Source organism: Actinophytocola sp. (assembly GCF_045807065.1).
In the GTDB taxonomy this organism is placed as follows: domain Bacteria; phylum Actinomycetota; class Actinomycetes; order Mycobacteriales; family Pseudonocardiaceae; genus Actinophytocola.
This window is the reverse complement of the sequence record NZ_JBJMIE010000009.1, coordinates 1-8,871: the sequence shown is the minus strand read 5'-3', so window position 1 is coordinate 8,871 and position 8,871 is coordinate 1. Positions and strand designations below refer to the sequence as shown.

12 protein-coding genes are annotated in these 8,871 nt (G+C 66.0%); 6 read left to right on the top strand and 6 right to left on the bottom strand.

Annotation, left to right across the window (positions count from 1 at the left end; all coding sequences use genetic code 11):
• A partial coding sequence (locus ACJ73U_RS00340) for a restriction endonuclease (protein ID WP_407775436.1) occupies positions 1-442 on the bottom strand: 442 nt, incomplete at its 3' end.
• A 134-nt stretch (positions 443-576) separates the two neighbouring features.
• Here ACJ73U_RS00340 and ACJ73U_RS00335 point away from each other — a divergent pair.
• On the top strand, positions 577-1,164 hold the full coding sequence (locus tag ACJ73U_RS00335) for an NUDIX hydrolase (RefSeq protein WP_407775435.1): 588 nt from the start codon (positions 577-579) through the stop codon (positions 1,162-1,164).
• Here ACJ73U_RS00335 and ACJ73U_RS00330 read toward each other — a convergent pair.
• Together ACJ73U_RS00330 and ACJ73U_RS00325 are read right to left on the bottom strand one after the other, a co-directional pair.
• Positions 1,111-2,244, bottom strand: coding sequence for a tetratricopeptide repeat protein (locus ACJ73U_RS00330; protein ID WP_407775434.1), 1,134 nt, complete (start codon positions 2,242-2,244; stop codon positions 1,111-1,113). The genes ACJ73U_RS00335 and ACJ73U_RS00330 overlap by 54 nt on opposite strands.
• Before the next feature lie 181 nt (positions 2,245-2,425).
• Positions 2,426-2,785, bottom strand: coding sequence for an XRE family transcriptional regulator (locus ACJ73U_RS00325; RefSeq protein WP_407775433.1), 360 nt, complete (start codon positions 2,783-2,785; stop codon positions 2,426-2,428).
• Between the two features lie 154 nt (positions 2,786-2,939).
• Here ACJ73U_RS00325 and ACJ73U_RS00320 point away from each other — a divergent pair, with 154 nt between their 5' ends.
• From ACJ73U_RS00320 to ACJ73U_RS00300, 5 genes are read left to right on the top strand one after another with little or no spacing between them, the layout of a single operon-like run.
• Positions 2,940-3,221, top strand: a complete 282-nt coding sequence (locus ACJ73U_RS00320; protein ID WP_407775432.1) for a helix-turn-helix domain-containing protein — start codon at positions 2,940-2,942, stop codon at positions 3,219-3,221.
• Complete coding sequence (locus ACJ73U_RS00315) at positions 3,218-3,607, top strand: WhiB family transcriptional regulator (protein WP_407775431.1); 390 nt, start codon at positions 3,218-3,220, stop codon at positions 3,605-3,607. The genes ACJ73U_RS00320 and ACJ73U_RS00315 overlap by 4 nt, the downstream gene beginning before the upstream one ends.
• The gene (locus tag ACJ73U_RS00310) at positions 3,604-3,933 is read left to right on the top strand and encodes a hypothetical protein (protein ID WP_407775430.1); all 330 of its coding nucleotides are present in this window, start codon (positions 3,604-3,606) and stop codon (positions 3,931-3,933) included. Before ACJ73U_RS00315 ends, ACJ73U_RS00310 begins: the two co-directional genes overlap by 4 nt.
• The gene (locus tag ACJ73U_RS00305; protein ID WP_407775429.1) at positions 3,930-4,715 is read left to right on the top strand and encodes a hypothetical protein; all 786 of its coding nucleotides are present in this window, start codon (positions 3,930-3,932) and stop codon (positions 4,713-4,715) included. Before ACJ73U_RS00310 ends, ACJ73U_RS00305 begins: the two co-directional genes overlap by 4 nt.
• On the top strand, positions 4,712-6,823 hold the full coding sequence (locus tag ACJ73U_RS00300; protein ID WP_407775428.1) for a cell division protein FtsK: 2,112 nt from the start codon (positions 4,712-4,714) through the stop codon (positions 6,821-6,823). The genes ACJ73U_RS00305 and ACJ73U_RS00300 overlap by 4 nt, the downstream gene beginning before the upstream one ends.
• A gap of 193 nt (positions 6,824-7,016) precedes the next feature.
• Here ACJ73U_RS00300 and ACJ73U_RS00295 read toward each other — a convergent pair whose 3' ends face one another.
• The 3 genes from ACJ73U_RS00295 to ACJ73U_RS00285 form a co-directional block, all read right to left on the bottom strand.
• The gene (locus ACJ73U_RS00295) at positions 7,017-7,667 is read right to left on the bottom strand and encodes a hypothetical protein (protein WP_407775427.1); all 651 of its coding nucleotides are present in this window, start codon (positions 7,665-7,667) and stop codon (positions 7,017-7,019) included.
• Positions 7,667-8,185 (bottom strand): multiprotein-bridging factor 1 family protein, encoded by a 519-nt coding sequence (locus ACJ73U_RS00290; RefSeq protein WP_407775426.1) that lies wholly within the window; start codon positions 8,183-8,185, stop codon positions 7,667-7,669. Before ACJ73U_RS00290 ends, ACJ73U_RS00295 begins: the two co-directional genes overlap by 1 nt.
• 241 nt (positions 8,186-8,426) lie before the next feature.
• The gene (locus tag ACJ73U_RS00285) at positions 8,427-8,696 is read right to left on the bottom strand and encodes a hypothetical protein (protein WP_407775425.1); all 270 of its coding nucleotides are present in this window, start codon (positions 8,694-8,696) and stop codon (positions 8,427-8,429) included.
• Between the last annotated feature and the right edge of the window lie 175 nt (positions 8,697-8,871).

The following is an 8,871-nucleotide window of genomic DNA, read 5'->3' as shown; positions in this document are numbered from 1 at the left end:
CGGCGGCACTATTTAGCCAGAGGCGAAGATGTTTCCGCACTAAGTCGGGATTATTTCGCAACTGGCTAGCGATCTCGTCAATTCCAAAGATATCGCTCGGTGACAGAGAGTATGGGCGCAGTGTGTCGTATAGAGAATCTTTGCTGTGTCTCGTCAATTCTGCCGTTGTTGCGAGAATGTATCGATCTGGCTTTAGTTTTCTTACCTTCTCAACTTCTTTCTCCTTGATGTGATTTATCAGTGCGGCGCGGCCGGATCGCTTCCAATGCTTACACTGAACGATCACTTTTCCGGAGTGGGAAGAGAGATGGCGTAGATCAATCCCGCCGTCCGCCCCTGGTGAAAAGACTTCAAATTCTAGTCCAAGGATCTCCGTAAAGAGATCCTTGCATAGGATCTCGAAGTCGAAATCGGTAAGCCGGCCGAGGTCGAATGAATCCATGGGCGCACTCCGGGTCGTGCCTGGCTTGGTCGAGGTGTCGACCTGTTGATCCCATTACACCAGGGTGCGCAAGCAAACGCTGTAGTCAACGCAGGTCCATCGTTCGCTGATTGGTGGGCCCGTACGCTGCGGACGTGGCTAACGAGCATGGTGCATGGAAGACCTATGGCGAGCGGCTGATCTATGACAACCAGTGGGTGAAGTTAGGGCTTGCTGACGTGGAAGCTCCGAACGGTGAACGGTGGGAGTACCACGTCGTCCACCTGGCGCGGATCGCGATTGGGCTGATCGTCGATGAGCGTGATCGGGTGCTGATGTTGTGGCGATATCGGTTCCCGACTGATCAGTGGGGTTACGAGTTGCTCGGTGGTCTCGTCGAGGATGGGGAGGACCCTGCGGACACCGCGCGTCGCGAGGTGGAGGAGGAGACCGGGTATCGACCGGTCGGTGAGCCGGAGCACCTGGTCAGCTTCGAGCCGCTGCCGGGGCAGGTCACGGCCGATACGGACGTGTACCTGTGGCGCAAGGTGGAGAAGGTGGGCGAGCCGACCGACACTGAGGAGGTTGGTCGGCTGGAGTGGGTGCCGCTGAGTCGCGTGCTGGAGTTCGTGCGGCGGCGGGAAGTGCTTGGTGCTGGTGCGCTGGTGCCGTTGCTCTACTACCTCGCGTTACGCGGCTCTGGTGCTGCTGGTGGGCAGGATGAGGCCATTGAGCCGGCGTAGTTGGCGGTCGGACTTAATCTGCATCGCGAGGCGCTTGGCCTGACGGGCGTGTGTCAGGGCCGCTTCGCGGTCGCCTGCTGCGGCGTGGGCGTGTGCAAGGTCGACGAGCATCGCGACTCGTGCGCGGGTGAAGTCAGGTGGCAGGCGCGGGAGGACGTAGGTGAGCTGGTCGATCGCGTCCGGTTCGCCGAGTCTGCTCATGGCGTGGCCGCGCCAGCGGTCGAGGTGACCTCCGGCGAGGAACAGGAACGGGAGATCCGCGTTCACGGGGTCGACGGGCAACAGCTTGTCCGCCTGGTCGAACGCGCGGAGCGCTTCGTCGCGTCTGCCGGCGGCCGCCAGGCCCTCGCCGTGGGCTGCCGCGAGCCACGACCGGAGGAGAGTTGGCGCGGAGCCTTCGGCGTGCGTCCGTGCCTGGTCGAGCTGCGCCACGGCCGCGTCGACTTCACCGATGTCGATCAGGATGAATGCCTGTTGAGCGAGCGAGTGCGCCAGTAGCAGCGGTGAGCCGGCTATCAGGGCTGCTGCCTTGGCGCGCTCGTGGTGGTCCCATGACTGCTTGATCGCGTTGCGGTCGAGTGCCTCCCAGCCGGCCAGCGCGGCGGCTTCGGTGAGGACTCCGGCGAGCGCTTCGCGCTGTCCCGGCATCGTGCTGTAGTTGAGGAGCCGTTCGATCTGGTCCATCTGGCTGCGCAACTCGTCAAGCACGGTGATCCCGCCGAACTGCCGGTCGACGTGGCGCGCGTTCTCGACCTGCTGGCGGAACAGCGCGACTGTGCCGGCGTCGACAGTGCGCGCGATCGTGAGCCGTGACCGGAGTTCCTCGACCTCGCCGTCGTCGGGTTCTGCCGGGAATCCGAGTTCCTCGTTGGTCAGGCCGTAGATGTCTCGGAATAGCCGCTGATATGTCGGGCTGACGGCTGTTCGACCGTTCTCCCAGACGGAGAGTTTCGTCTTCAGGCTGGCCGGTGACATCACGGGTATGCCCAGCATCTCCGCACGTCTGAGCAGCATGTCGATCACTGCTTGTGCGGAGTAGCCGCGCCGCTTGCGCGCATCTTTCAGCCTGGTGTCTGCCATCCAATCAATCCCCGGTTATCTGGGCTGACCTGCGGAGTTAATTCAGGTTACCTCCCCTCGGGTTAACCGCGGCCAGCTGTTTAACGGCTCGGATTCGCCGTTTCCTTGAGGCATGAACGCACGCCGAAACCCCGCCCAGCAGGCATCCAAGATGCCGGCGACGGTGAGCCCGGAGCCTCTACTACTTCTCGCGGATCGCACGTTGGATCTCGTCGAGGCGCTTGGTGATCTCGTGGAGCTGGTCCTCGATCGCGGCCAGGCGTGCGGGCACGGTGTCTCCGGCGAGGTCGATCGGGTCGTTTGGTGCTGGTGGGGTGCGTCCCAGCAGGACCGCGGCGAGGTGTCGGGGGTGCCAGCCGAGGGCTACCGACAGGGCTTCGAGCGTGCGGCCACTGCGTCGACGCTGGACGGTGTTGTTGCGGATCTCGCGCACGATGGACAGCGCGATGTTCGAGCGCTCCGCAAGCTCGCGCTGATTCAGCCCAAGTTCGGTCAGGCGCTCGTTGATCGCCTTCGAGACCGCCGTCCAGTCCTCCGACACGTATTCCTCCGCGCTCCGCCTCAACATCGACATTAGCGGGGCTGCCCCATTTCGCGGGTGCGGGTTCGCCCGTGATTGGGCCATCCGTGTCTTCAATCGTGCCGATATCGGCACTCCATCATTCTTTCTTCAACACTTCTTAGGGAAATCTGCCATGAGCAATGCTCTGCCGAATGCCGGTCCGCCGGCGTTCTACACAGTCCGAGAAGCAGCGGCGATCCTCCGTTGCAACAAGAACACGCTGTACCGCGCGATTCACGAGGGAGCGTTTCCGGCGGTCCAGATCCGCACACGGTTCGTGGTGCCTGCTGCCGCTGTGGAGCGGCTCGCGGCTCAGGCCATCGAGACCGGGACCTGCGTGGACGTCGCCCAGATGACCGCTGAGCATCGCACGTCTCGCGAGGTGCTCCGGGTGACCGGAGGTGCGTCGTGGTGACCTCCGATGAGTACTCGCGGTTCGTGGGGATCGCGTGGCGGTTGGACCGTCTGCGGTGGGTGCCGGTCGACGTGCTGGCCGACATCGTGATGAAGGACGGGTCGTGCGTGTGGGCCTTCACCGATGGCGACCCGCCGGAGCTGACCGGCCACGACGGGATGGACCGGGAACTGGCTGCGCGGCTGTGCGCGGGATGCCCGGTGCAGGACGAGTGCCTCGAACTCGAGTTGCGCACTGCCGGAGAGCAGACGACCGGGGTATGGGGCTCGCTCAACGAGCGTGACCGCCGCGCTCTCTACCCGCACTGGCGTCAGCGGGGCGAGCGCGCCGAACCACTCGACCACCACGACTTTCAGGACACAGAGGACGGAGGTGAGCAGTCATGACCCAGATCAGCCTCACGCCGACGCAAATCCTTGCGGGAGTGGGCGTGCTGGTCATCCTCCTTTGGGTCTGGCGGGCAGGCGTCCGCCGGGCGAAGGCAGCCGCCGAGGCCGCGCGCAGCGGTGCGCGCCTGCTGTCACTCGCGGGCCGGGTGCTGTTCACCGCTGGCCTGATCGTGGGCGTGCAGTGGGTCGTGATCACGCATCCAGGCAATCCGTGGCTGCTGCTGACGGTGCTGGGGTTGCCGGCGCTGTTCTCCTCCTACGCGTTGACCCGCGCGCTCACGGTGACTGTGGTGGACAGTCCGCGTCGGAGGGGTCGGCGATGACCGGGACGGAGCGGGGAGGGGTGGCCGCTGCCGGGCGGCCACCCGCCGGTCCCCAGGATGCCCGGCACATCCCGCTGACACGTGCTCAGCGGCTGGCCCAGGACGCAGCCGAGGCCGCCGAGGTCCGTGCCTACCAGACCCACCCGGATGTGGTCGCGCTCCGTGTGGAGCGCGTGCGCTTGCAGGTGGACCGCCTCTGCTGGGCCGGCATCGTCCTGGGGTTGGCGTTCACCATGACCAACGTCCAGACCTTCGCCGCCGCCGGTTCGCCGGCCTGGTCGCTGCCGTGGCTGGCCGCCTGGCTACTCGACCCAACCGTGTCGGTGGTGTTGCTGGCGATCCTGCGCGCCGAGCAGGTCACTGCCCGGTATCAGGTGCGGACAGGGCCGTGGGTACGGCGGGCGAAGTGGTTCACTCTCGCGGCCACGTACGTGATGAACACCTGGTCGTCCTACGCGGCCGGATCGGTCGCCGGGATCGTGCTGCACTCGGTTCCGCCGCTCGTGGTGTTCGTGGCCGCCGAGGCTGTGACCGACCTGCGGGACAAACTCACCGAGGCTGTGAACGCCGCGTTCACCGAGGCCGTTCACCGCGCGGAGCCGACCGTTCATGAACGCCCGCGAACAGCACGGCGGTCCTTCGAGGACTACCTCACCGATGCGCGGCGCGCGTGGACACCCGATGTGGTGGTGACACCTGCATGGGTGCGTGAGGTGACGAGTTGCTCGCGGGGCTTGTCATCGCGGGTCGCCGCTGCCCTGGCAGAGGAGGTGCGTTCATGAACGACGACGCGCTGCCGATGCCGGCCGACTCACGAGACCTGGTCGACGTCGGGCCGGTGTACGACGCGGAGCTGGTCGACGAGACCCAGCCGTTCTACTCCCAGCCGCGCCTTGGCCGGTTCACCTCGTGGTGGCTGCGGTCGCCCCGCGTGCCTGTTTGGCTCAAGGACCGAGGCCAAGCGCGGCAGGCAGCCAAGGACGGGGCCGTGGCGGTGCTGCGGTCGCCGTGGCGATACCTGCGCGCGGTGGTGCGGGGCTTGGTGGCGGCCGTGCGGTGGTGGCGTCGGTGGGTGACCGTGCGGGACTACCGCGAGGCCGCCGAGTCCTCCGAGAAGTTGGCCGACAAGTTCACCGAGATCCGCGCGCTGACTCTCTTCCGATGGAAGGTGACCGGCGCCGTAGCGGTGGCCGCGGTGCTGGCCGGGGCAGTCGTGGATCTGGTCTACGGTCCACGCGGGCTCTGGGCGACTGCCGGCGTGGTGTCGCTTGCGCTGGCGATCCTTGGCCGGCGTCGGGACGGTGCGCCGGGCCGTAAGGCCGTGCTTGCCGGGCCTCGGACGCTGACGTGGACGATGGACCCGCAGATCCTGGTCGACGCGTTCCGGGACGCGAAGCTGATCGGCAAGGACGAGACGCTGCGGCTGGTCGAGCGCGCGCAGCGTGTAGGTGACGGATGGGCCGTCACGGTCGATCTGCCAGCCACCCGCAAGGCCGCTGATGTGATCAAGAACCGGGAGGCGCTCGCGTCCGCGCTCGCGGTCGATGAAGTTCAGTTGATCGTGGAGCGGGTGCGCGGCAACGGCGGCCACGCCGGGCGGGTGTCCATGTGGGTCGCGGACTCTGACCCCTACGCCGCGCCACCGTTGCGGACGCCGTTGCTGTCGGTGCAGCGGTGGGACGCATGGCGGCCGGTCCCGTTCGGACGTGACGCGCGGGACCGCAAGATCGACCTACCGCTCGTGTGGACCTCCCTGCTCGTGGGGGCGATCCCACGCCAGGGGAAGACGTTCGCCGCCCGACTAGCGGCGGCCGGGCTCATCCTCGACCCACACACGCGGCTGTACGTGGCGGACTTCAAGGCCGGCAAGGACTGGGACGCCGCCGCCAAGGTCGCGCACCGGTTCATGTCCGGCGACGAGTCAGAACACGTCTTGGCCCTGATCGGGTGGCTGGTCGAGCTGGTCGGAGAGGTGCAGGGCCGGTACCGGCGGATGCGAGAGCTGGACGACACGGTGTGCCCGGAGTCGAAGGTCACTCCGGCCATGTCCCGCGACACGACGTTGAACATGCCGATCACGGCCGTGTTCCTCGACGAAGTCCAAGTGCCTCTTGAGGATCGGACCTCAGTCGACGTGGAGGGCAAGAAGCTGATGGCCGGAGACTACGTAGGCGAGCTACTGACCTGGCTGGCCAAGAAAGGACCGGCGGCCGGAATCGTGCTCGTGCTGGCCACCCAACGCCCGGACTCCAAGACCATCCCATCCGGGCTGCGTGCGGTGCTGGGGTCGCGGTTCGCTCTGCGGGTGATGGACTGGCGGGACAGCAACATCGTCCTCGGCGAGCAGATGAACACCCGAGGCTACGACAGCAGCCGACTACTCGCCTCCCACAAGGGCGTAGGCATTCTCCGCCCGGATGGCGAGACCCAAGCGGGTGCGGATGTGCTCGCGCTGACCGTGCGGACCTACTACATGCCGAACGAGGACTGGCATGAACTCTGCCGACGCGGCCGGGCGCTCCGCGAGGCTGCCGGAACGCTCACCGGACATGCCGCTGGCCAGGACACTGCGCCGGAGTTGGACCATGCGGCCGTTGTGCGGGTGATCGGTGCCGGTGTTCAACCGGCGGGCACTCGGCGGGCGCTGCCGGAGCCGCTGGCGTCGGTCGTGGCCTACCTCGGTGACGACCTCGACGACCGGGAGTTCATTCCGACCGCCGAACTCGTCGAAGCGCTCGACGTCGAACCGAACTCATTCGGGCGAGCCATGACCGACCTCGGTTGCCCGTCCACACGGGACCGCATCACCACCGAGGACGGCGAATCTCGCCGAGTCCGGGGCTACAGCACGGCTGACATCCGAGCCGCGATTCACTCCGAGGAGACGTGAGACCAGCCGTCCCGATGCTGTCCAACGCCACCTACTGCCGTCCCACACGCGGGACAGCATGGGATGCGTCTCTACCTGCGGAAACAGTAAATAGTCGGCTGGGACGGCAGGCCGTGATGCCGTCCCAGCCGACCCAAACCAAGCCTGTGTGAGGGCCATGGGAGTGGTGCGGGCGAGCCGTCCCGGCTGGGGGCTACTCCTCGACAAGATCGGCAATTGGGAGGAGTACACAGTCACGCAGTTCGCGAACCAGGCCCGCCGCGCGCACCCACCGAATGGCCGGATCCGTGAAAGCCACGGTTTCCCTGCCAACGACCACCAACTTGTGACCACTCCGGCGGTACAGCACCCCGTCCACACCAGCCAGCATGAAACTGCCCGCACGAACGGCAACCGCACCCTTGCGTAGCGCCGGACACAGCCGCAACGACATGCGGACACAGGGCACACATACCGGTGGTTCGGTGACCCCCATGCCGTCTGGCCATGACGGCCAGTCCTTGCGGTGATCTTGTAGCAGCCACAACACGCCGTCCTCGGTGCAGTCGGCCGGACCCGCGCACACCTGACACAACAGCCGCTGCATCGTCCGCCGCTGCCGCAACGGATGCACCCGACCGAACTCAGGCCGTCCCTGCCCCGGTCGAAACGGCGTCCGGAACCACAAGATGCCGTTGCGGTCGCGATCGGACACGGTCTCATCCCGGTAGCCGATCCCGCCTTTGAGGCGCTCAACCATCACGACCGGCGGGTCGTGTTCCTCGCTCCACGCGGTGACGTACGGCGCGACAACACGCCGACCAGCACCGGACACCCCCTGAGATGAGGCAAGAAGACTCGACATCACCGAAGCCCCACGCGTTCAGCCGTCCTGTTCGCCGGCAAGGTGTCCGGGATGAACTTGGCGAGGTAGCACGCGAGTTCTTCGTGAGTGCAGCCGATGAAGTCGGCCAACTCGCCCACGGAAGTCGGAGCCAGTTCCGCGATCCCGTCAGGACATCGATTCAGCCTGTTCTTCGCCCACTGCGCCAGCGGCCGGAACTTCCTGGACTCATCTCTCAGCAACGCGCGCAGGTCGACGTACAGGTTCAGGTTCGTGAGGAAGATCCTTGCCCGCTGCAACGCCATCGTCAGCAGAACGGTGGCCACGACCCCAAGCGCGCCGCACAGTTCGAGCAGGCGCAGCACCGTGAGGACACGTATGCCGTGTTCATACGCGAGAAGAGTTCTCTCACCGATCCCGGACGGGAGACGGGTGATGAACTCCGCTCGTGACCAGCCTTCCGCCTCCCGTGCGCGCCGTAGTTCCTCACCGATTGCCCGCGAGATCGCTTTGGCGGCCACCTCGTTCTGGGTGTCCATCACGTAACCCCGCCTACTTCGGGATGCCGTCGTGGATCACCACACGCACGCGTTCCCTCGTGCGTTGCCCGGTCCAAACCGGACGCCGAGGTCGAACGCCTGTCGGATGAGCCTCCTGAGCCGCTGCCCGTGCCTGCTGGCGTTCCCGGATCGCGTCGGCGATCAGCCAACAACCGGTCCCCGCGATGTACGCCAGGAACGGCCACGCGGCCAGCAGCCACACGCATAACTTGGACATGAGTCACCGACGCTCGTCCTCCTGGCGTTTCCGCCGCTCGACGCGCGCACGAATGGCCTCCGCCGCTGCGGTCATGCTGTCGATGAGTGCCTGTTCATCGGCAACGGAGACGGGGTCACCGCGACCAGCATCCGCGTCGTAGTACCTCAGCACGTACTGCCCCAGGTGGTAGTTGACCGCGCTCAACTCGTGCATCAGGAGGCCGTCGAGGTGCGCCGCGTCATCCGGTGGCGGAACCCGTCTCTCCGCCGAGGCCTGCTCTGGCGAGGTCACGCCACCGTTCGCCGTCTGATGTGTACCCACCTGGGTTCTCTCCTCTGCCGTGCCTGCCCTGATGTCCTCCGGGCACAAGACGTGTAAAACTGAAATCAGTCTTCTGTCGGCACAACGTCGGCGGAATGACACGCAGGTGCCATAAAAGTGACATTGCGGAGGGCAGGGGAGATGG

What these genes read in the sequence shown, in the direction of transcription:
- ACJ73U_RS00305 (WP_407775429.1), top strand. Translation starts at nt 3,930, where the DNA reads ATGACCGGGACGGAGCGGGGAGGGGTGGCCGCTGCCGGGCGGCCACCC.
- ACJ73U_RS00320 (WP_407775432.1), top strand. Translation starts at nt 2,940, where the DNA reads ATGAGCAATGCTCTGCCGAATGCCGGTCCGCCGGCGTTCTACACAGTC.
- ACJ73U_RS00295 (WP_407775427.1), bottom strand. Translation starts at nt 7,667, where the DNA reads ATGTCGAGTCTTCTTGCCTCATCTCAGGGGGTGTCCGGTGCTGGTCGG.
- ACJ73U_RS00330 (WP_407775434.1), bottom strand. Translation starts at nt 2,244, where the DNA reads ATGGCAGACACCAGGCTGAAAGATGCGCGCAAGCGGCGCGGCTACTCC.
- ACJ73U_RS00290 (WP_407775426.1), bottom strand. Translation starts at nt 8,185, where the DNA reads ATGGACACCCAGAACGAGGTGGCCGCCAAAGCGATCTCGCGGGCAATC.
- ACJ73U_RS00310 (WP_407775430.1), top strand. Translation starts at nt 3,604, where the DNA reads ATGACCCAGATCAGCCTCACGCCGACGCAAATCCTTGCGGGAGTGGGC.
- ACJ73U_RS00300 (WP_407775428.1), top strand. Translation starts at nt 4,712, where the DNA reads ATGAACGACGACGCGCTGCCGATGCCGGCCGACTCACGAGACCTGGTC.